Below are 21,329 nucleotides of genomic sequence, written 5' to 3' on the forward strand. Positions count from 1 at the left end.
CAGGACCGCCCCCTCCCGGAAGGGCGAATCACCCTCAATCAACCTTGCAGATTTTCAGCATGTTGGTGCCGCCAGGAGAACCCATGGGCTCGCCGCAGGTGATGGCGTACACGTCGCCCGAACTCACAATGCCGCGGCTCTTCAAATGGTTTTCAGCCTCGGCCAAAGCCGTGTCGCGGTCGGCACTGGTGTCCATCAGCAAAGGGCTGACGTTGCGGAACAAGGCCATCTTGCGCTGTGACGACAGTTTGGTGGTCAGGGCGTAAATCGGGATGTGCACCCGGCGACGGCTCATCCACAAGGCAGTGGAGCCGGACTCGGTCATGGCCACGATGGCTTTGGCACCCAAATGGCTGGCGGTGAACAAAGCGCCCATGGCGATGGACTGGTCGATGCGGCTGAAGGTCTGGCCTTTGAAATCGGCGTCGATTTCCACATCTTCCGCGCCCTCAGCGGCCAGGCAAATCTTGGCCATCTCTTCGACCGTCTCCAGCGGGTATTTGCCTGCTGCAGTTTCAGCGCTCAGCATCACGGCGTCGGTGCCGTCCAGCACGGCGTTGGCCACATCGGAGACCTCGGCGCGGGTGGGCACAGGGTTGGTGATCATGCTTTCCATCATCTGGGTCGCGGTGATGACGACCTTGTCATGCACCTTGGCCAGCTTGATCATGCGTTTTTGCAAGGCGGGCACGGCCGCGTTGCCCACTTCCACCGCCAAATCGCCCCGAGCAACCATGATGCCGTCGCTGGCCAACAAGATGCTTTCGAGGTGAGGAATGGCTTCAGCGCGTTCGATCTTGGCAATCAAGCCCGGTTTGTGGCCGTATTCGGCACCCGCCACATTGCACAGCTGGCGGGCCATTTCCATGTCGGTGGCATTTTTAGGAAAGCTCACGGCCACGTAATCGGCACGCAAGCTCATGGCGGTTTTGATGTCGTCCATGTCCTTGGCGGTCAAGGCAGGGGCTGTGAGGCCGCCGCCTTGTTTGTTGATGCCCTTGTTGTTGGACAGTTCGCCACCCAACTTGACGGTGGTGTGCACCTGCTCGCCCTTGACGGCGTTGATGGTGAGCACGATCAGGCCGTCGTTCAGCAGCAGCACATCGCCCGCCTTAACGTCGCGGGGCAATTCCTTGTAATCCAAGCCCACACCCTGCAGGTCACCGGGTTCGGTGCGTGAGGCGTCCAGAACAAAAGGCTGACCTGGCTCGAGCAGGACTTTGCCCTCGGCAAACTTGCCCACGCGGATTTTGGGGCCTTGCAGGTCGGCCATGATGGCCACTTCGCGGCCCGCACGTTGCGAGGCTTCTCGCACCAAGCGGGCACGGTCCACATGGTCTTGCGCCTTGCCGTGGCTGAAATTGAGCCGGACCACATTCACACCGGCCCGAATCATGGCTTCGAGCAGCGCAGGATCGCTGGAAGCAGGGCCTAAGGTGGCAACAATCTTGGTAGCGCGACGGGACATTCAAAGCTCTCCATGTAATTTAATTTCAATTCTCACACGGAATAGGTTACATGTCGGGTTCTTTCGGCCACTTTCCCCTGCTGGGAAACCCCAATTTGACGACCTCCACCCCAGTGCAAGACGTGCTTGGCCCTCGATTCCCCTGCACTTCTGACCCTCAATTGAGCCTTGTCAGTTCACCGAGGGAGCGGGGCGACTAAACTCAGGTCTCGCTTGTTCAAACAGAAGCACCATGACTGCCATGCACACAACGACCACCGAACAACCCATTGGACTGGACCAGCCTCTGCCGCACCGCAAGACATTGCGTGAATGGTTGGTGCCCTTGTCCGGGCGCAGCACCGTCAGAGCCTTCGCGCTTTTGGTGCTGGATTACGCTTTGTTTTTTGCCTTGATCACTGGCACGATCGCGCTGGACGCGATTTTGGGCAAAGTGCTGTGCGCCTTGGCGGCGGGCTTTGTGATTGGCCGACTGTTCATCATTGGCCACGATGCCTGCCACCAAAGCCTGACGCCCCACCGCGAATTGAACAAGGTGCTGGGCCGCATCGCATTTTTGCCATCGCTGACCCCGTACAGCTTGTGGGACACCGGCCACAACGTGGTGCACCACGGCTACACCAACCTCAAAGGCGTGGATTTTGTCTGGACCCCCCTCACAGCGACCGAGTTTGAAGCCCTGAACCCCATGCAAAAACTGCTGGAGCGGGCCTACCGCAGCGGCTGGGCACCTGGCCTGTATTACATGGTCGAAATTTGGTGGAAGCGTGAGTTCTTCCCCAACAAAACCCACATGCCCACCCGCCGACCCATCTTTTTCAAAGACAGCTTGTTGGTGAGCCTGTTTGCCGCGTTTTGGATCGCCACCATCGCTGCCGCTGCCATTTACACAGGCCAGTCGGTCGTGTTGTCCTTGCTGTTGGGTTTTGTGGTGCCCTTCTTCTTTTGGAACACCATGATCGGTTTTGTGGTCTATGTGCACCACACCCACGTCAAGGTGTCTTGGCACGACAACAAGGCCGCCTGGACCAAGGCCGCGCCGTTCGTGTCGACCACAGTGCACCTGACCTTCCCGTTCAACATCGGCGCGATGATGCACCACATCATGGAGCACACCGCCCACCATGTGGACATGAGCATCCCGCTTTACCGTTTGAAGCAAGCCCAAAGCAAGCTCGAAGAAATGCTGCCAGGCCGCATCATCGTCCAAGCTTTCTCTTGGAAGTGGTACTTCGAGACTGCCAAGAACTGCAAGATGTACGACTTCAGCCGCGAATGCTGGACCGACTTCAAGGGCAACATGACCAGCCCGGTGCGCGGCAACCTGCCCACTTCGGCCCAAGCCTGATCAGGCCTTCGCCTCCAACAACAAAAAACCCCGCGATGCGGGGTTTTTTGTTGGGTGATCGTTTGTAAGAGGCTGCCCCTGCGGCCGAATGCATGCTGTGGCTCCGGCTGGCATTCGCGAGCAGGGGCTCGCTCCCACAAGGGAGGGGAACGCGTTCAGCCTGCAGCGCGTTTGGCCAAAATTTCGAAGGCGGGCAAGGTTTTGCCTTCCAAGATCTCCAGGAAAGCGCCGCCGCCCGTCGAGATGTAGCCGATCTGCTTTTCGATGCCGTATTTGGCGATCGCGGCCAAGGTGTCGCCACCGCCTGCAATGCTGAAGGCACTGGACTCGGCAATCGCCTGTGCAATCACTTTGGTGCCGTTTTCAAAGGCCGCAAACTCGAACACACCCACCGGGCCATTCCAGACGATGGTGCCTGCCTGTTTGAGCTGGTTCGCCAATTTGGCGGCAGTCTCGGGGCCGATGTCCAAAATCAGATCGTCGTCGGCCACGTCGGTGGCTTTTTTCACCGTCGCGACCGCGTCGGCGGCAAAAGTCTTGGCGGTAACCACATCGGTCGGGATCGGCACTTCGGCACCCCGGGCTTTCATGGCCTCGATCACGGCTTTGGCCTCGTTCACCAAATCTGCCTCGGCCAGACTTTTGCCGATCTTCAAACCTGCCGCCAGCATGAAGGTGTTGGCGATGCCGCCGCCCACGATGAGCTGGTCCACGTTTTGTGACAAGCTTTTGAGGATGGTCAACTTGGTGGACACCTTCGAGCCCGCCACGATGGCCGCCAGCGGGCGTTTCGGGTTGGCCAGGGCTTTGCCAATCGCGTCGATCTCGGCCGCCAACAAAGGGCCCGCACAGGCGATGGGGGCGAACTGGGCGATGCCATAGGTCGTGCCCTCGGCGCGGTGGGCGGTGCCAAAGGCGTCGTTCACATAGATGTCGCACAAGGCGGCCATCTTGCGGGCCAGCGCTTCGTTGTTCTTTTTCTCGCCTTTGTTGACGCGGCAGTTTTCGAGCAACACAACCTGACCGGGTGCAAGCTCCACGCCCTCCACCCAATTGGCAACAAGCGCCACATCTCGGCCCAGCAGTTCGCCCAGGCGCTTGGCCACCGGGGCCAGCGAGTCTTCGGGTTTGAAAGCGCCTTCGGTCGGGCGGCCCAAGTGGCTGGTCACCATCACGGCTGCACCAGCGTCCAGTGCCATCTGAATGCAAGGCACGCTGGCGCGCACGCGGGTGTCCTCGGTGATGCTGCCGTCATCGGCTTGTGGCACGTTCAAGTCGGCGCGGATGAAAACACGTTGACCTGCGACTTTGCCTTGGGCACACAAATCAGAAAAGCGGATGACGTTCATGAGAGAGCAGGTCCTGTATCGGAAAATTTGGGGTCTATTTTAAAAGCAGTAGGGCACGCACATTCGCTAGCAGGGGCTCGCTCCCACAGAGAAGAACACGCTGGCTTACCAGCCAAGGCCCAAGTGCAAAGGCAAATACACGGCCATGCCGCCCAAGATGGTCAACAGCACATTTTTGCGCCAAAAATACACCGCCATGCCCGCACAAGCCGCAAACAAACGCGCATCTTGCCAAGTGGTGACCAACACGCCTTGAACGGTGACGATGTCGGGCACCACCACGGCCGACAAGGCCGCAATCGGGGCGTATTGCAAGCCGCGCTCAGCCCAGCGGGGCAGTTGCCAGCTTTTGCTCGAAATGAAAAAGAAGCTGCGGGTGACCACCGTCACCAGCGCCAGCCCCACGATGACCGCCAAAGACCAAAAATCACTGCTGTTCATGCCGCCGCCTTCGCCGCAGGGCGGATTTTTTCAACCGTCATGCACAAGATCACCGCAACACCAATGGCCACGACGATGTTGAGCTTGAGCGGCAAGTTGTAAGCCACCACCGCCGTGGCCCCCGCCACCGCAGCCGACAACATGCGCATGCGCGAGCTGGCCAGTGAACATTGGATGCCCAGCAAACACAAAATGCCCGCAAAGCCCAAGCCCCAACTGGTCGGAATCATGTTCGCCAGCGCGATGCCCGCAAAACTGGCCACCATCCAGGACAACCAGTTGAGAAAGTCATTGCCCGCCAGATACGCCTCTTGCGCCAGGCGACCCTCATCGGTCTGCGCAGGCTGGGCGTACTTTCGGGTGAACAAGACGTAACTGATGTCGGTGGTCAGGTACGCATGGCACAGCCGCTGCCAACGCGGCAAATGGATCAAGAACTGTCGCAAATGCAGACTGAACACCACAAAGCGCAGGTTCACACAAAAGCCGGTGGCCAAAATCACCCAAGCGGGTGCGCCCGCCACCAGCAAGGGAATGGCCGCCAGTTGCGAGCTGCCGGCAAACACCAGCAAGGTCATGGCACTGGCATCGAACACGCTCATGCCCGACTTGACCATGGCCACCCCGGTCATCAGGCCCCAGGCGGCAATGCCTGGTGCTTGAGGCGAAACCTCGCGCATGCCCTCCAAAAAGGCGGGGTGACGGTGCAAACGGGGGAGGAAAAACATCAGGCCACCAACCCTTGACCCAGTTGCAAGGGACATCCGCGCAAAAAGTCGGCCGCACTCAAACGCTTGCCACCGGGGCGTTGCAATTGCGTCAGGCACAACTGGCCTTCGCCACAGGCGACACGCACACCCGAGTCATCGGCGCTGAGCACGGTGCCCGGCTGGGCCGCAGCCTGCAAAGGCTCAGCCACGGCTTGCCAAAGCTTGAGGGTTTCGCTGCCCGCAGAGGTCGTCAAAGGCACGGTCATCCCGGGGAAGGGGTCAAACGCACGGATACGGCGGGCCAACACTTCGGCTGGCAATGCCCAGTCCAGCGCGGCTTCGGTTTTTTCGATTTTATGGGCGTAGTTCACGCCTTCGGCCGGTTGAGGCAGGTGCGGCAAGGCATCGAGCGAGGCCAAGGCCTGCACAATCGCCTCGCCTCCGAGCGCGGCCAAGCGGTCGTGCAGCACGGCAGTGGTGTCGCTTGGCAAGATGGCCTCGGTGCGCACCAGCAGCATGTCGCCCGTGTCCAGACCCGCGTCCATCTGCATGATGGTGATGCCGGTTTGGGTGTCACCCGCCTCGATGGCACGGTGAATGGGGGCAGCCCCGCGCCAGCGCGGCAAGAGTGACGCATGGATGTTCAGGCAACCCTTGGGCGGCAAATCGAGCGTCCACTGCGGCAGGATCAAACCATAGGCGGCCACGATCATGGCGTCCGCTTGTGCGGCCAACAGCGCCTCACGGGCCAATGCCGCGTCTTCGGGGTATTTGCCATCCAGCCGCAAGCTGCGCGGCTGGGCCACGGGCACGGCGTGGTCCAAGGCCCATTGCTTGACAGGCGAGGGTTGCAGCTTCATGCCGCGCCCTGCAGGTCGGTCAGGCTGGGTCAACACCAGCACGATCTCGTGGCCTGCCGCGTGCAGGGCCGCCATGGCCACTTGGGCAAATTCGGGCGTGCCCGCAAAAATCAAACGCATCCGGTTCAGCGCTCGGCTTTTTGGGCTTTGACCATCTTGGTCTTGATGCGGCCTTGCTTGAGAGGGGACAGGTACTCCACAAACACCTTGCCCATCAGGTGGTCCAGCTCGTGCTGAATGCAAATGGCCAACATGCCTTCAGCGTCGATGCTTCGGCTTTTGCCGTCGCGGTCCAAGGCCGTGACCTTGACTTTGGTTGCACGTTCAACGCCGTCGTAAATGCCGGGCACCGACAGGCAACCTTCCTCGCCCTTCACACGCTCATCGCCCATCCAAGAAATCTCGGGGTTGATCAGCACCAAGGGCTGGTTGCGCTCTTCCGAGGTGTCGATCACCACCAGTCGCTCATGCACGTCAATCTGCGATGCAGCCAAGCCAATGCCACTGGCCTCGTACATGGTTTCCAGCATGTCGTCGATCAAGGCATGGATGCGGGCATCCACCGCTTGCACGGGTTTGGCCACCTTGTGCAGGCGAGGGTCGGGGTAGCAAAGGATGGGAAGCAGGGCCATAGTCAAAACAATGAAGAAATCGGGGGCTCAATCAAAGACGTATTGTCCCCAATTTCCAATGCGCCTGCCGCAGGCAGGGCGCAGGGTGGTGGCGCAGGTGTTCAGCGCCCCGCAGCACAGGCGGCAAAGAGGTTCAATTCGGGCTTGGCCAGACGGGTGGTGACTTGGTTCAAGCCCAACACCGAGTGAAAAACATGGTCGTGCGACAAGGGCTTGGCACTTTGGTCTTTCAAACACGCCATGCGCCAATCGCGCTCGCGCTGCAGCGGTTTGGACAGCCACACCACCATGGGCACATGGGTTTGCTCTTTGGGGGCGATGCTGTAGGGCATGCCGTGCAGGTACAGGCCTTTTTCACCCAGCGATTCGCCATGGTCTGACACATACATGAGCGCTGTGGGACGCTGCTGGGCTTGCAGCCATTTCACGGTTTTGGCGATGAAGTGGTCGGTGTAGACGATCGAGTTGTCGTAAGCATTGACGATTTGCTCTGGCGGGCAGTTTTGTAAGGCATGGCTGCTGCATTCGGGCTGGAATGGCTTCATGGCCGTGGGCGAGCGTTTGTAATAAGCTGGGCCGTGGCTGCCCATCTGGTGCATCACCACCACCGTGCCTTTGGCACGTTTGGCCGGGTCCAGTGCGGCCAGTTGCTTGGGCAACTCATTGAGCATGACCTCGTCCAAGCATTCGCCGCTGCTGCAAAACTCAGGCACTTTCAGGGCCGTGGTGGCAAAGTTGGGCACACGGTCACACACGCCTTTGCAACCCGACTGGTTGTCGAGCCACAGCACCGCCAACCCGGCACGCTGCAGCACATCCAACACGCTCTCGTAACGGTCCTTGCTGCCCTCGTAAGCCGTTTTGCCCAAATGAGAAAACATGCATGGCACCGATGCTTGGGTGCTGGTGCCACAAGACTTGACGTCTGAAAAATAAACCAGATCGCCCTGCGCTTGAAGTTGGCGCAACTGCGGCGTGGTGTCGCGGTCATAACCGCCCAAACCGAAATTGGCTGCGCGGGCGGTCTCGCCCAAAATCAAGAGCACCAAGGGCGCAGCAGCTTCGTTGGCAGGGGTCTTGTGTAAGGTCGCGTCTTCGCCAATGGTTTGCAAAGGCTTGGTGGCCTGCGTCGCCTGTCCCACGGTCAAGAGGGTCACCGCGTACAGGCTGTTGAATGGGTTGATCATGTAGCGCAACTGTTTGTGGTTGCGGGTGAGCGAAGCGATGTCTTGGAACGACATCCAGAACACCCCCATGGCCACCACAAACGCCAACACGGCCACGCCCAGTTGTCGCGCGATCAAGGTCTTGGCGGGCACCGCGCGAATCGGCTGCTGCCAAAGCCACACCCCCGGCAAAACCACGCCGATCAACGCCGCCGCCAACATGGGCCACGACAGCAAATCGCGCACCTCGCGCACATCGGTCTGCGCCACGTTGGCCAGCATGCTGGTGTCGATGACCACGCCGTAGGTCAGCATGAAGTAGCTGCTGGACGTCACAGTGACCAGCATCGCCACGCCCGCCAGCTTGAGCCAGCGCGGCCACACCCACAAACACAAAAAACAAGCCAGCAAAGCCAACAAGATCACCCACAAGCTGCCCAAGGTGGTCAGGGCACGCACGCCTTGGGTTTCGGGCAATTGCCAGATCGCCATCCAGAATGGCAAGTTGCCGACTGTTGCCAGCCACAAGGCCACAGCCGCCAGTAAACTCGTGGGGTGCCATGCAGAGCGCGAAGCAAGAATCGTCATGAAGTGTGTGTCTCAAGATACCAATGGGCTTGATTCTAGACAGTGCACATGACTCCTTTGATTGATTTGCCCCATGAAACCTGCTCACCACTACGCCCACATGCGCGATTTGTCTCCGACTCGTCGCTTGGGGCTCATCACCTGGGTCACCCTGATGTGTTTGCTGGCCTGGGACTTTTCCGGGTTGGACGTGGGCTTGATGAGTGCGATAGCCGACAGCCATGGATTCCCACTGCGAGACAACTGGTGGTTTGAGACCGTTTTGCACACCCGGGCCAAACAGTTGGCCATCGTGGTTTATTTGGCATTGCTGGTCATGGTGTGGTGGCCCCAAGGGGTGCTTCGCCAACGGACGCGCTGGCAACGTTCAGAAATCATGGTGGGCATCACTCTGAGCCTGATCACCATCAGCACCCTCAAAAGTTTCAGTTTGACGAGTTGCCCCTGGGAATTACAGGCCTTTGGCGGACAAGCTTTGTACGTCTCGCACTGGCTGTGGGGCTTGCCAGACGGGGGCTCTGGGCGCTGCTTCCCCGGGGGACATGTGTCTTCCGCTTTCGCCTTTCTGGGCTTGGCCTTGCCTTGGCTGGTCTCTGATTCGGCATCACAACGCGCCACAGGCCTGCGGATTTTGTTCATGGTGGTGTTAGTAGGTGGGGTGCTGGGTCTGACCCAAACGCTCAGAGGCGCGCATTACCCCAGCCACACTTTGTGGACGGGCTTCATTTGTTGGACCGTGGTGTTGGCCAACCACTTGCTGTTTGGGTGGCTGGCCCAGCGGCGCACAACCCACTAGTACCCTGAGGCCAAAACCCGACGATTTCGCATCGGTTGCACCGCTAGGCAAGGCCCGCCATTTGGCCCACAATGCCCCTACAGACAGCCGCAAAGGCTGCACAGGGAGACATGATGGTGAACACACCCGAAGAGCTGGCGTCTTGGTTGCGCTTGGCGCTCACCCCCGGCGTGGGGCCCGAAACGGCACGGCGACTGCTGGCCACCTGGGGGCAACCCGGCGCCATCTTTGAGCAAACCGACACCGCCTTACAACAAGTGGTTTCGGTCCTGCAAGCCCACGCGCTGCGTGAAGCACCGCAGGGCTGGCGCGAATTGACCGACGAGACTTGGCGCTGGCTGCAGACCTCACCCGAACCGGGCATTGCGCGGGCCCTGATCACCTTGGGCGATCCCGACTATCCCGCCGCCTTGCTTGAAATTCCCGACCCGCCGCTCATGCTTTATGCCTTGGGCCAAATCGGTGCGCTGCACGGGCTGGAAATCGGCCACTGCGTCGCCATGGTGGGCAGCCGCAACCCCACACCACAAGGTCAAATCAACGCCCGTGAATTCGCACGCAGCTTGGCAGCGAGTGGACTGACCATCGTCTCGGGTTTGGCGCTGGGGGTGGATGGTGCGGCCCATGAAGGGGCATTGCTGGGGGCATTGCCCGAAGTGAAGAATGGGATGCCGCCCACCATCGCCGTGGTGGGCACGGGGCTGGACCGGGTCTACCCGCGTCAGCACCGCGATCTGGCACACCAAATTGCCAAGCGGGGGGTCATCCTCAGCGAATACCCGTTGGGCACGCCGCCGCTGGCGCCCAATTTCCCACGCCGCAATCGGCTCATTTCGGGCCTGTCACAAGGCACGCTGGTGGTCGAGGCCGCCTTGCAGTCGGGCTCGCTCATCACCGCCAAACAAGCACTGGAGCAAGGGCGTGACGTGATGGCCATCCCTGGCTCGATCCACTCGGCCCAATCCAAAGGCTGCCATTTGCTGATCAAGCAAGGGGCCAAGCTGGTGGAGTCGTCACAAGACGTGCTGGAGGAGTTGAACCTGCCCGTGGAGCAGGCACAAGGTACGCTGGCGCTGCAGCCATCATCTGCCAACGATGACCCGCACCATGGCGACAACAAGTCAGAAGACGCCTTGCTACGCGCCATGGGCCACGATCCGGTGAGCCTGGACGCGCTGCAAGCACGCTGCGGTTGGCCCACTGCAAATCTGCAAGCCCAGTTGCTGGAGTTGGAGCTGATGGGGCAGGTGGGTCGCTTGCCGGGCGGGCTGTTTCAGCGGGTGGGGTCTGCTTAGCGCTTGAATGGTCACCACCCTTCGGCTGCAGGGGCAGCCTCCCACAAGGCGCGTTGACGTAAAAAAGGGCCACAAGTGGCCCTTTTTCAAGTCAAGGTCGGTCAGACGACCGCACCCGAATTTTCGTCGTTCGGGTCGTTGTCTTTCTTGAGCGGCTTGATCAGGTCTTCGCGCTGCAAACCCAACCACATGGCAATGGCTGCGGCCACAAACACCGACGAGTAAATGCCAAAGCAAATACCGATGGTCAGTGCCATGGCGAAGTAGTGCAGGGTCTCACCGCCAAACAGCAACATGGACAACACCATGATCTGGGTCGAGCCGTGGGTGATGATGGTGCGGCTGATGGTGGAGGTGATGGCGTTGTCGATGATCTCCACCGTGTTCATCTTGCGGTAACGACGGAAGTTCTCGCGAATTCGGTCAAAAATCACCACCGATTCGTTGACCGAGTAACCCAGCACGGCCAGCACCGCGGCCAACACCGCCAATGAAAACTCCCACTGGAAGAAGGCAAAGAAGCCCAAGATGATGATCACATCGTGCAAGTTGGCAATGATGGCCGAGACGGCAAACTTCCACTCGAAGCGGATCGCCAAGTAAATCATGATGCCCACCACCACAAAGGCCAAAGCTTTGAGGCCGTCCTCCGCCAGCTCGTCGCCCACTTGTGGGCCGACAAACTCGGTGCGGCGCAAGGTGACATCGGGGTCATTGGCCTTGAGGGCCGACAAGACTTTTTCGCTTTGCTGGGCCGAGCTCACGCCTTTTTGCGCGGGCAATCGGATCATCACGTCACGCGCAGAGCCGAAGTTCTGCACCTGCACTTCTGAAAAGCCCAGCGTGCTCACCGTGCCGCGCACCTTTTGCAGGTCGGCGGGCTGGCTGTAGCTCACCTCCATCAAGGTGCCGCCCGTGAACTCCACCGACAGGTGCAGGCCACGGCTGAACAGGAAGAAGACCGCCAGTGCAAACGTGATGAAGGAGATCACGTTGAAGACCAACGCGTTCTTCATGAACGGGATGTCTTTTCTGATTTTGAACAATTCCATGGTCTTTTCCCCTTAGTCGGCTTTCACCGCAGTGCCAGCCTCTGGGCGCCAGACGGTGCCGATCGATACCGATTTGAGTTTCTTCTGACCGCCGTACCAAAGGTTGACCAAGCCGCGTGAGAAGAACACGGCCGAGAACATGCTCGTCAAAATGCCAATGCAGTGCACCACCGCAAAACCACGCACCGGGCCAGAGCCGAACGCCAGCAAGGCCACGCCCGCGATCAAGGTGGTGATGTTGGAGTCAAAGATGGTTGCCCAGGCGCGGTCGTAACCGGCATGAATGGCAGCCTGTGGGCTAACCCCGTTGCGCAGCTCTTCACGCACGCGCTCGTTGATCAGCACGTTCGAGTCAATCGCCATACCCAACGCCAGCGCCATCGCGGCCATGCCGGGCAAGGTCAAGGTCGCTTGCAGCATCGACAAAATGGCCACCAAGAACAACAGGTTCACACCCAAGGCGATGCCCGAGAACAAACCGAACATGGCGTAGTAAATGACCATGAAGGCCACGATCACCAGGAAACCCCAGGTCACGCTGTTGAAGCCCTTGGCGATGTTTTCTGCACCCAGGCTCGGGCCAATGGTGCGCTCTTCGATGATCTCCATGGGTGCCGCCAGGGAACCTGCGCGCAGCAACAGCGCGGTGTCGTTGGCCTCGGCCGTGGTCATGCGGCCAGAAATTTGCACGCGTCCGCCACCGATCTCGGCGCGAATGACGGGGGCCGTGACCACTTCGCCCTTGCCCTTTTCGAACAAGATGATGGCCATGCGCTTGCCCACGTTGTCGCGCGTCACATCCTTGAAGATGCGGGCGCCCTTGGCGTCCAGTGTCAGGTTGACCACGGGTTCCTGCGTCTGGCCGTCAAAGCCTGGCTGGGCGTCGGTCAGGTTGTCGCCCGTCAAAACCACTTGTTTCTTGACGATCAAGGGGCGGCCCTCGCGCTCCAGGTAGCGCTCGGCGCCAAAAGGCACGATACCGCCTGCTTGTTCAGCCGCACGCGCTTCGGTGCTCTCGTCGACCATGCGCACCTCCAGGGTGGCGGTTCGGCCCAAAATATCTTTGGCCTTGGCTGTGTCTTGTACGCCGGGCAACTGCACCACGATGCGGTCCAAACCTTGCTGCTGAATCACCGGCTCGGCCACGCCGAGTTCGTTGATTCGGTTGTGCAGCGTGGTGATGTTTTGCTTCAAAGCCTGCTCTTGCACTTTGCGTGCGGCTTCGGGCTTGATGCTGGCCGTCAGGCGGAACTCGCTGCCATCGGCTGCTTCTTGCGCTTGCAAGTCGGCGAACTGGTCAGACAACACGCGTTTGGCCGCTTCGAGTTGTTTGGCATCGCGCAGGCGAATCTCGATGCTTTGGCCATTGCGGCTGATACCGCCATGGCGCACATCTTTTTCGCGCAGCAAGCTGCGCAGGTCACCCGTGATGGACTCCACCTTTTGCGTCAGCGCCGCTTGCATGTCCACTTGCAACATGAAGTGGACGCCACCGCGCAAGTCCAAACCCAAATACATGGGGGAGGCGTGCAAAGCGGTCAACCAAGCGGGTGAGCGCGACACCAAATTGAGTGCCACCACAAACTGTGGGTCAGCACCTTCGGGCGTCAGCGCCTTCTGGATGGCATCTTTGGCTTTCAGCTGTTCGTCGGTGCTTTGAAAGCGCGCCCGGATCGAGCCCCCCTCCAGCGAGACCGTTTGGGCATTCACCGCTGCCGTTTTGAGCGCATCTTCGACCTTTTGCAGCGTCGAAGTGTCCACCTTGATGGTCGCCTTGCTCGAAGACACCTGCACCGCAGGGGCTTCACCAAAAAAGTTGGGCAGGGTGTAGACCACCCCCAGCAACATGGCGATCACGAGGATCGCGTACTTCCATACCGGGTAACGGTTCATAGTGACTCGCGTGCAGGGTGACTTACAGGGTGAATCAGCGACAACTTACTTGATCGTGCCTTTGGGCAACACTTGCACCACAGCACTGCGCTGCATTTGCACTTCCACGCCCGTGGCCAACTCCACGCCCACATAGGCCTCACCCAACTTGCTGACTTTGCCCAAGAAACCGCCGGCCGTCACGACTTCGTCGCCCTTGGCCAAGGCGTCGATCATGGCGCGGTGCTCTTTTTGCTTTTTCATCTGAGGACGAATCATCACAAAGTACAAAACCGCAAACATCAGCAACAAAGGCAGCATGCTCATCAAGGTGGACTGCATGTCGCCACCTGCAGCAGCGGCAGGAGCGGTTTGGGCGAAAGCGGAAGAAATGAACATGGAAACTCCACAAAGGGGAATGAATCTGGATTTATCGAGGCACAAAGTCTGCACCACGCGAACGAAGCCGCCATTGTATGCGGCGCTATGATGTCTTTTGAAAGCCCTTTTCCGGCACGGTTGGCACGCCAAATTGGCTGCGCATCACCGATCAGCACTGCGCCAGCAGGCCTTGAACCACCCATCAGGACACGCCATGCACCCCGAATCAACAGCCCCTCATGGCCACGGCCAACACCACGATCATGAGCACGGCCACGATCATGAGCACGGCCACGACCATGAACACAGCACCTTGGGCGAGATGGACCTGCGGGTGCGGGCCTTGGAAACCCTGCTGACGCAAAAAGGCTACCTGGACCCGGCCGCCGTGGACCGCATCATCGAAACCTACGAGGTGCATGTGGGCCCGCACAACGGGGCCAAAGTGGTGGCCCGCGCCTGGGTCAATCCGGTTTTTCGGGACTGGCTTTTGACGGACGCCACCGCCGCCATCTCCTCGATGGACTACACCGGTCGCCAAGGCGAGCACATGGTGGCCGTGCCCAACACCCCCGACACACACAATATGGTGGTTTGCACCCTGTGCAGCTGCTACCCCTGGCCGGTGCTGGGCTTGCCCCCGGTTTGGTACAAAAGCGCGGCTTACCGTTCGCGTGCCGTGATCGAGCCACGCGCCGTGCTGGCGGATTTCGGCGTCACCTTGCCCGAAGGGCAAAACATCCGCGTGTGGGACTCCACTGCCGAAGTGCGTTATTTGGTGCTGCCCGAACGCCCCGCAGGCACCGAGGGTTGGAGCGAAGAACAACTGGCCCAACTGGTCACCCGCGACGCCATGATTGGCACTGGTTTGCCCCTGAACCCCCAAGTGAACTCAGAGGTGGCCCCATGAACGGCGTGCACGACATGGGCGGCCTGCAAGGCTACGGCCCGGTGCCCATCGAGGCCAACGAGCCTTTGTTTCATGGCGAATGGGAACGCCGCGCTCTGGGCATGACGGTGGCCATGGGCGCCAGTGGCCTGTGGAACATCGACTTGGCACGCTCTGCCCGCGAATCGCTGCCCCCACTGGACTATGTGCAAGGGCCCTACTACGCCATCTGGATCAAAGCGCTGCAAAAATTGCTGCTCGAACGCGGTTTGATCACCACCGACGAGTTGGCCCAGGGCAAGCCCATCACAACCCCGGTGACCGGTGTTCGCGTGCTGCAAGCCGCCGCGGTTGACGCCGCCCTGGCCAAGGGCAGCCCCACCGATCGGCCCAGCACACAAGCACCGCGCTTTGCCCCGGGTCAACGCGTGCGCGCCCTGAACCTCAACCCGCAAGGCCACACCCGCTTGCCCCGCTATGTGCGCGGCCATGTGGGCACCGTGGTGCTGCACCACGGCAACCACGTTTTGCCCGACCAGCATGTGAACAAAATGCTGCCGCCTTTTGACGGCACGGCCGAGCACCTGTACACCGTCGTTTTTGACGGCACCGAGCTGTGGGGCCCGCAAGCCGAAGCAGGGCACCAAGTGAGCGTGGACGCCTGGGAGTCTTATCTGGAAGCGGCCCCCAACTGATCACCACCCCATGAACAACGCCATCCAAGACCTGAACGACCTGGCCCGCGCCTGCGGCGACGGCTTTCCCATGCCCGCCACGGCCAACAACGGTGCCGTTTTTGAAGAACCCTGGCAAGCCCACGCCTTTGCCATGACCTTGCAGCTGCACGACAAAGGCGTCTTTACTTGGCCCGAGTGGGCCACCGCCTTGACCCACGAAATCCGTGCGGGCCAAACGCGTGGCGAAGCCAACGACGGCAGCCTGTATTACACCCACTGGCTCAACGCACTGGAACAGCTGGTGATCGAGCGCCAACTGGGCACGCCCGAGCAAATCCACGACCTGGAACACGCCTGGGCAGATGCCGCCGCACGCACGCCACACGGCCAGCCCATCGTGCTGGAAGTCACAGACAGGGGTTCCGTTTGAACTTGCGTTTGTGGGCCATGCTGGCCTTGGTGAGCAGCTTGACTTCTCTGGCCATCGGCACTTCGTTTGCCAAAAGTCTGTTTCCCGCATTGGGGCCGGAAGGCACCACCGCTTACCGCTTGGTCTTTGCCACCGCGATGCTGATGGCGGTGTTTCGGCCTTGGCGTCGACGTTGGGTGTGGGCCGATGCGATCCCATTGGGCCTGTACGGCGTGACGCTGGGCATCATGAATTTGCTGTTTTACAGCGCCATCAAGACCATTCCCTTTGGCGTGGCGATCGCCATCGAGTTCACCGGGCCGCTCGCGGTAGCGGTCTGGACTTCGAAAAAAGCCAGTGACTGGCTGTGGGTGGCGATGGCCGCTTTGGGCCTGGGCTTGTTGTTGCCCTTGCCGGGCGCAGACGCCGCTGCAGCACTCGACCCGCGCGGCATGGCTTTCGCCTTGGCAGCGGGCGTTTGCTGGGCGCTTTACATCGTGTTTGGCCAACGTGTAGCCCAGCGCTACGGCGCCATGGCCACCCCGCTGGGCATGTTGGCCGCCGCCTTGGTGGTGGCCCCCATTGGCATTGCACACGCAGGCAGCACCTTGCTCGACCCACAATGGCTGGCCGCTGGTTTGGCCGTGGCGCTGTTGTCGAGTGCCGTGCCTTATGCGCTCGAAATGTTCGCGCTCAAGCACCTGCCCAAAAACACCTTCAGTATTTTGCTCAGCTTGGAGCCCGCCGTGGGTGCCTTGGCGGGGTGGCTGGTGCTGGCCGAAAGCTTGACACTTTTTCAGGGGCTGGCGATTGCCATGGTGATGGCCGCGTCCATGGGCACCGCTTGGTCGGCCGGGCGCTCGGCCTCGAGCCCTGGATAGGCTTCATTCGCGAGCAGGGGCTCGCTCCTACAAAACGTTCGCCTTACTTGGGCTTGGGCTCTTCGGGTTTGGCTTCGTTGGCAGAGGCCGCTTTCGGCTTGGCATCTTCTGCCTTTGAATCACCCTTTGCATCGCCCTTGCCATCGCCCTTCCCATCGCCCTTCCCATCGCCCTTGCCATCTGACTTGGCGTCGGCCTTCGGGTCGCTCTTGAGCTTTTCCAGTTGCTTGAGCATCCAGCTGCGTTTTTCCAGCCGCTCTTGCTCCAGGCGCTCCAACTCTTTGATCCGACGTGCGTACTCAGCTTCGGCCTTGGCTTTGCGCTCACGGGCTTGGGCGGCAATGGCTTCGATGGCCATTTGCTCTTCACGCTGCCGGGCCTCGATGGCCGCCTTCACTTTGGCTTGCTCCTCGGCCAAGAGCTGTTCCTGCCGGGCTTGTTCCAGTTTTTGACGTCCCACTCTGGCGCCCGCAGTTTCCCTCACCCCTGTGCCCCAAGGCAGCTTGTCCAACTGGCGGCGAATGGCCTCATCCGCGCTGATGGGCCTGGTTTTGCCGTTTTCAGTCACGCTGTAAAAGCCCTCGCACTGGGTCTTCACACCAGATTGGACACATGGAAAGCTCTTGGGGTTTTGCTCGCCCCACGCTTTTTTCTGCGCCAAGAATGCATCGCATTGACCCATGGCACGCTGGATTTTCCAATCCTCGGGGCTGGATTCTTTGTCGTTGACTTCGAACCACTCGTAACGCACCCGGTCCATTCGCAAGGCCGTGCGCACGCATTCGGCCTTGGCCTGTCCCATGGCGGCAAAGCCACTGAGCCAAGCAGCACGCAAAGCCACGTTGTCATCGACCACTTGAAACTGTGTGCGGCCTTGAGTAGGGCATGCGTTGACAATCTCATCGTTGACCCGCTTGGACTTGCCGCGCCAAGTGACGGTGACGGACTCGAGGTCTTGCGGGGTGATGTCGATGCGGGCCTCAAAGTAAGGGGCGCGCACTTCTCGCTCAATGGTGGCTTGGCCCTGGATTGAAATTTCCAGATTACACTGCTGCTCGGCGTTTTGCACACGCGCCGCCACCACCACCGTGTTGGGCTGTTCGGCCAACAAACGGTATTGCCCAGCCTGCGCCAGACCCACAAAGACCAGCCCACAAGACAACAGGCCGGCCAAGCCAGCGGCTTTCAAAGCGCAGCGGAAAGTGAAATGTGATTGCATGACTGAGGTGAATCGGCTCGAAACCCAGATTCTTGATAGGCCAGGCTCAGCGCCCTACAAAAACCGGCTTGCTTAAGCAACTGCACCGAGGCGGACCGTTCCTAGGCAGTCACAAAAGCCTCAAACAAGCACATCGCATCAGGGCATAGAGTGGTTAACGGGTTGAACGACTGCAGTTGAAGACAAAAAGCCATCGAGCCTCAGGGTCGAAAAAAGAAATCACCCAGGGTTTGGTCATAGACCGCGGGCACTTGTTCATGCCCCACTGTTTTTGACAAGCGGGCCACTTCGTTACGCACGTTTCGCACCAATCGCTCGATAGAAACACCGGGTTTGTCAATTTCCTTGAGCAGCACCCGGGTGAACAAACCATGGGGCTCACGGTCTTGTGGCCCCAGACGATCCAGCGCTTGCTGCCCTGTTCCTGCTGAAAACATCACCATCTGCCCCGTTGCGGCGGAGGTGGACGCCAGTCCCCGTCCGCCAATGGTTCGCCCTGCTGTTTTGAAAGGGTTATCCCTGCACGCATCAATGATGGCCAAGGCAAACCGCGCCTTGGTATCCTGAAAGTCATCCAGAAGTCGTTGCAGAGGAATGGCTTCGTCACGCACCTGGTCTTCTGACTGACCACGGATGTCGACGGGCAACAGGTAATTGGTGGCCCCCAATTGCACGCCGTGTCCCGCAAAGAAGACGACGACCTCATCACCACCGCGAATTTGTGACTTAAAGGTGCGAATGGCCTCTTTCATGCCACGCTCGGTCAAATCAAGATGGGTAGACACCTCAAAGCCCAAGCGCCCCAAGGTTTTGCTCATGGCACGGGCATCTGAGCGTGCGTTTTGCAAGACAGCGACCTCTTTGTAGGCATCATTGCCCATGATGAGTGCTCTGCGCATGCCTGTGCGTGTATCGTTGGACGACACTGGCGCATCAATCGCAGGCGCCTTCTGCGCTTGGATCTGGCTCAGTTGCTCTTTGAGTTTGGACAGTTCGGCATTCACACGCAGGATTTCCTGAGCATCACGTTGCCGCGCCTCTTGCACCAAACGTTCTTGGGCCAAAGATTCGGCTTCCTTTTGGCGCTTCAAGCTCTCGGCTGCGGCCAACTTCTTGTCTTGCTCTAATTTGAGGGCCTGCGCCTGGGCCAAGGCTTCGGCCTCCTTTTGACGCTTCAGGCTCTCGGCTGCGGCCAATTGCCTGTCTTGTTCCAATTTGAGCGCCTGGGCCTGGGCCAAAGCCTCGACCTCCTTCTGGCGCTTCAGGCTTTCGGCTGCGGCTAATTTCTTGTCTTGTTCCAATTTGATTGCCTGCGCCTGAGCCAAGGCTTCGGCGTCCTTTTGACTCTTCAAGCTCTCGGCAGCGGCCAATTGCCTGTCTTGTTCCAGTTTGAGAGCCTGGGCCTGGGCCTGGGCCAAAGCCTCGGCCTCCTTTGTGCTCTTCAAGCTCTCGGCTACAGCCAATTGCATGTCTTGATCCAGTTTGATAGCTTGTGCCTGGATTTCAGAGGCATCCGCGCTAAGTTCGCTCAAATCTATGGAATAAGCAGTCGCGAGATAGTTGCTGCGATCGTCCTTTTCAATGTTCTGGACGATGGTGTCTGTTTTGGAAATGAAATGTACCGTAGTGTTGGAGCTTTTGAAAACACGACCGCTTAGCACTTCGAGTTTATGAAGTCCCACGGGTATCAAAAAATCTTGTTGTTCGGCGGACCGACAAGGCATCTGCAAACCCATAAATCGAACGGCACAATCTTCAAGATTATTTCTAGCATTCAAACCAAATTGCAAGCTTCCCAAACCCAGCAGGCCCTTCGCATTCACCTGCGGTAATTGCACCAAACGAGCGAACAACTGGTCTCGAATCGCTGCACCTGCTTCACCCTCTTCAGGTACAAAGGCCATCAATTCTTGACGCAACGACGCGTACCCCAACTTGTGAACCGACCAACTCAACTGTCGCAAAATTTCTACACGTCCGCCACGCACCACGGCCAATTCCTGGCCTTGGCGGACCTCAGCGCCCACCGAGATAGCAGTAGTTCGCTCCCAAGACATGGAAGACATAATCAGGGATATCCAGCCGTTCGGGTGCCCGATAACAAATCCCGTTTGTGACGATGAAAAGCCCCCCGCGTACAGCAGGGTGCCATTCGCTGGAACCAGCACTTTTTGCAAGGCATTAACCTCCAGCCACAGTCCGGGTCTGGGGCCAGAAAACTTCTTCTGAAACAGGGGCTTGTCGGGACTGGCGTCCAAGGGCAAAACCCATTGCAAAGCACTGGCAGACGCATCAGCAGACCGCGAATCAGCGGGCGCAGCTGCCCACGAACTGTGCAACAAAATGCAGCAGATCCAGAGCATGAAAAATGGGATTCGCAACAACATGGCTCGAAGAGTAGATAAAAGTAAATGTTGTGATACCAGCGCAAATAGTACCCTCAGATCGGAGGTCATGCAGCCCTCCCATTGGGGCACAGAACTTGGGCGGGGCTATCCGTTTGATTACCGTCCGACAAATAACGGCCTTCGCCGCTCAGCAAACGCTGCACGCCCTTCGGCAAAGTCGGCGCTGCGGCTGGTCATGTGCTCGCGCTCGCGCAGTCGGTCCTCGTCCATGTCCCCGCCTGCAATCTCGTTCAAAGATTTTTTGGTTTCTTGCACCGCCAAAGGGGCCAAGGCCAGAATTTCGCGCACCAAAGTCTGCAAGGTCTGCGCCCAGCTGTCAGGCCCCACCAATGCCTCGAACAAACCCAGCGCATCCAGTTGTTGGGCCGTGAAAGGCCGCGCGGTCAAAAACGCCCGCTTGGCTGCCACCAAACCAAAAAGATTCACATAACGCTGCAAGCCACTGGGGTAGTAATGCAGTCCCAGCGCCGTGGCGGGCATGCGCCACTCGATGCCTTGCAGACCGATGCGCAGATCACACGCCAACACCACGTCGGTGGCCCCGCCATACACGCTGCCGTTCAGGGCACAAATCGTCACCGGCCGCAGCTTGGCCAAGGCATCGGGGATTTCCTCAAAAAAGGTTGCGCCATGGCCTGGCTCGTCAAAACCACCAATGTCGTAGCCCGCACAAAACACCGGCTTGGGTTGGCCTGCGGTGTTGGCGGTCAACACCAGCACACGCACGGTGGGGTCGCGCTCGATGTGTTCAAAGTGCGCCAGCAAGGCTTTGAGGTCGCCGTTTTCCAAGCGGTTGCGCTGGGCGGGGCGGTTCAGGGTGATCGTGGCCACACCCTCCTCGATGTCCAAGACGGGGGCTGAAGCTTGCGCAAAGGCTGAAGACATGGG

General features: G+C 59.5%; 20 protein-coding genes. 7 read left to right on the forward strand and 13 right to left on the reverse strand.

Features of this window, described 5'->3' with window-relative positions; translation table 11 throughout:
- Positions 1-34 precede the first annotated feature (34 nt).
- On the reverse strand, positions 35-1,468 hold the full coding sequence (gene pyk / locus B9Z40_RS06655) for a pyruvate kinase (protein ID WP_100172436.1): 1,434 nt from the start codon (positions 1,466-1,468) through the stop codon (positions 35-37).
- A gap of 232 nt (positions 1,469-1,700) precedes the next feature.
- Here pyk and B9Z40_RS06660 point away from each other — a divergent pair, with 232 nt between their 5' ends.
- Positions 1,701-2,816: a fatty acid desaturase gene (locus B9Z40_RS06660; RefSeq protein WP_100172437.1), complete on the forward strand. Its 1,116-nt coding sequence runs from the start codon at positions 1,701-1,703 to the stop codon at positions 2,814-2,816.
- Between the two features lie 155 nt (positions 2,817-2,971).
- On the opposite strand, the gene B9Z40_RS06665 is transcribed toward B9Z40_RS06660, so the two are convergent.
- From B9Z40_RS06665 to B9Z40_RS06690, 6 genes are all read right to left on the reverse strand, one after another.
- Positions 2,972-4,165, reverse strand: a complete 1,194-nt coding sequence (locus B9Z40_RS06665) for a phosphoglycerate kinase (RefSeq protein WP_100172438.1) — start codon at positions 4,163-4,165, stop codon at positions 2,972-2,974.
- Positions 4,166-4,270: 105 nt separating this feature from the next.
- Positions 4,271-4,606 (reverse strand): AzlD domain-containing protein, encoded by a 336-nt coding sequence (locus tag B9Z40_RS06670; protein WP_100172439.1) that lies wholly within the window; start codon positions 4,604-4,606, stop codon positions 4,271-4,273.
- A complete protein-coding gene (locus B9Z40_RS06675; RefSeq protein ID WP_100172440.1) occupies positions 4,603-5,334 on the reverse strand; it encodes an AzlC family ABC transporter permease in 732 nt (243 codons plus the stop codon). The genes B9Z40_RS06670 and B9Z40_RS06675 overlap by 4 nt, the downstream gene beginning before the upstream one ends.
- Positions 5,334-6,296 carry a methionyl-tRNA formyltransferase gene (gene fmt, locus B9Z40_RS06680; RefSeq protein ID WP_100172441.1) on the reverse strand — a complete coding sequence of 321 codons (963 nt, stop codon included), beginning with the start codon at positions 6,294-6,296 and terminating at the stop codon, positions 5,334-5,336. Before fmt ends, B9Z40_RS06675 begins: the two co-directional genes overlap by 1 nt.
- Positions 6,297-6,301: 5 nt before the next feature.
- On the reverse strand, positions 6,302-6,808 hold the full coding sequence (gene def, locus B9Z40_RS06685; RefSeq protein WP_100172442.1) for a peptide deformylase: 507 nt from the start codon (positions 6,806-6,808) through the stop codon (positions 6,302-6,304).
- A gap of 101 nt (positions 6,809-6,909) precedes the next feature.
- Entirely contained in the window at positions 6,910-8,562 is a 1,653-nt protein-coding gene (locus tag B9Z40_RS06690; protein ID WP_100172443.1) for a phosphoethanolamine transferase, read from the reverse strand.
- Positions 8,563-8,635: 73 nt separating this feature from the next.
- On the opposite strand from B9Z40_RS06690, the gene B9Z40_RS06695 reads away from it, so the two are divergent.
- The gene (locus tag B9Z40_RS06695; protein WP_100172444.1) at positions 8,636-9,358 is read left to right on the forward strand and encodes a phosphatase PAP2 family protein; all 723 of its coding nucleotides are present in this window, start codon (positions 8,636-8,638) and stop codon (positions 9,356-9,358) included.
- 113 nt (positions 9,359-9,471) lie between these two features.
- A complete protein-coding gene (gene dprA / locus B9Z40_RS06700; RefSeq protein ID WP_233204809.1) occupies positions 9,472-10,653 on the forward strand; it encodes a DNA-processing protein DprA in 1,182 nt (393 codons plus the stop codon).
- 101 nt (positions 10,654-10,754) lie between these two features.
- Here dprA and secF read toward each other — a convergent pair whose 3' ends face one another.
- The 3 genes from secF to yajC are packed head-to-tail and all read right to left on the reverse strand — an operon-like array spanning position 10,755 to position 13,976.
- The gene (secF, locus tag B9Z40_RS06705) at positions 10,755-11,705 is read right to left on the reverse strand and encodes a protein translocase subunit SecF (protein WP_100172446.1); all 951 of its coding nucleotides are present in this window, start codon (positions 11,703-11,705) and stop codon (positions 10,755-10,757) included.
- Positions 11,706-11,717: 12 nt separating this feature from the next.
- On the reverse strand, positions 11,718-13,598 hold the full coding sequence (gene secD / locus B9Z40_RS06710; protein WP_100172447.1) for a protein translocase subunit SecD: 1,881 nt from the start codon (positions 13,596-13,598) through the stop codon (positions 11,718-11,720).
- 45 nt (positions 13,599-13,643) lie between these two features.
- Positions 13,644-13,976, reverse strand: a complete 333-nt coding sequence (gene yajC / locus B9Z40_RS06715) for a preprotein translocase subunit YajC (RefSeq protein ID WP_100118060.1) — start codon at positions 13,974-13,976, stop codon at positions 13,644-13,646.
- Between the two features lie 196 nt (positions 13,977-14,172).
- Here yajC and nthA point away from each other — a divergent pair, with 196 nt between their 5' ends.
- Genes nthA through B9Z40_RS06735 form a run of 4 tightly spaced genes read left to right on the forward strand, consistent with a single transcriptional unit; the run spans position 14,173 to position 16,814 of the window.
- Positions 14,173-14,868, forward strand: a complete 696-nt coding sequence (gene nthA, locus B9Z40_RS06720; protein ID WP_100172970.1) for a nitrile hydratase subunit alpha — start codon at positions 14,173-14,175, stop codon at positions 14,866-14,868.
- Positions 14,865-15,542: a nitrile hydratase subunit beta gene (gene nthB / locus B9Z40_RS06725; protein WP_100172448.1), complete on the forward strand. Its 678-nt coding sequence runs from the start codon at positions 14,865-14,867 to the stop codon at positions 15,540-15,542. The genes nthA and nthB overlap by 4 nt, the downstream gene beginning before the upstream one ends.
- Before the next feature lie 10 nt (positions 15,543-15,552).
- On the forward strand, positions 15,553-15,954 hold the full coding sequence (locus B9Z40_RS06730; RefSeq protein WP_233204810.1) for a nitrile hydratase accessory protein: 402 nt from the start codon (positions 15,553-15,555) through the stop codon (positions 15,952-15,954).
- A 17-nt stretch (positions 15,955-15,971) separates the two neighbouring features.
- Positions 15,972-16,814, forward strand: coding sequence for a DMT family transporter (locus B9Z40_RS06735; RefSeq protein WP_100172972.1), 843 nt, complete (start codon positions 15,972-15,974; stop codon positions 16,812-16,814).
- A 43-nt stretch (positions 16,815-16,857) separates the two neighbouring features.
- On the opposite strand, the gene B9Z40_RS17075 is transcribed toward B9Z40_RS06735, so the two are convergent.
- The 3 genes from B9Z40_RS17075 to B9Z40_RS06750 all read right to left on the reverse strand — a co-directional run bounded on the left by B9Z40_RS17075 (position 16,858) and on the right by B9Z40_RS06750 (position 21,326).
- Positions 16,858-18,033 carry a hypothetical protein gene (locus B9Z40_RS17075; protein WP_143473935.1) on the reverse strand — a complete coding sequence of 392 codons (1,176 nt, stop codon included), beginning with the start codon at positions 18,031-18,033 and terminating at the stop codon, positions 16,858-16,860.
- Positions 18,034-18,233: 200 nt separating this feature from the next.
- Positions 18,234-20,099 (reverse strand): caspase family protein, encoded by a 1,866-nt coding sequence (locus B9Z40_RS06745; protein ID WP_158238062.1) that lies wholly within the window; start codon positions 20,097-20,099, stop codon positions 18,234-18,236.
- A gap of 438 nt (positions 20,100-20,537) precedes the next feature.
- The gene (locus tag B9Z40_RS06750; protein WP_100172450.1) at positions 20,538-21,326 is read right to left on the reverse strand and encodes an enoyl-CoA hydratase/isomerase family protein; all 789 of its coding nucleotides are present in this window, start codon (positions 21,324-21,326) and stop codon (positions 20,538-20,540) included.
- Between the last annotated feature and the right edge of the window lie 3 nt (positions 21,327-21,329).

It is taken from the genome of Limnohabitans sp. 15K, from assembly GCF_002778285.1.
In the GTDB taxonomy this organism is placed as follows: Bacteria; Pseudomonadota; Gammaproteobacteria; order Burkholderiales; family Burkholderiaceae_C; genus Limnohabitans_A.